1 protein-coding gene is annotated in these 301 nt (G+C 48.5%); it reads left to right on the top strand.

The genetic code is table 11. The annotated features are described in order from the left end of the window. Positions 1–301: hypothetical protein (locus tag AAEZ03_RS26690; protein WP_350582797.1), on the top strand; the 301-nt coding region annotated here is incomplete at both ends.

The following is a 301-nucleotide window of genomic DNA, read 5'->3' as shown; positions in this document are numbered from 1 at the left end:
CGTCAATGGTCAGCTGGCTTATGGCAATAATGGCTATCGACCAACAGCACAGACGACCAACTCAAACCATAAGCCCTCGACTAACAGTCAGTCTGCTAATGCTGCAGAGACAGATTCTGTGCCAGCGGTGAGCCAACCGATACCGTCTAATATCAAATCTCCTAAAAGCGCTATCGTCGCCCCTGAGCATTTAACGCTGGTTTATGAGCAGCTTGATTGGCATGGACAAGATTTAGATGCGTTGTTAGTCAGTACCAAGCTTACGCCACCGCAGCTGATTGGACAATTGATGGAGCTTGAG

The organism is Pseudomonas sp. HY2-MNA-CIBAN-0224, from assembly GCF_040310285.1.
Classification (GTDB): domain Bacteria; phylum Pseudomonadota; class Gammaproteobacteria; order Pseudomonadales; family Pseudomonadaceae; genus Aquipseudomonas; species Aquipseudomonas helleri.
The sequence above is the reverse complement of the archived record's forward strand: the minus strand, read 5'-3'. Positions and strand labels throughout refer to the sequence as shown.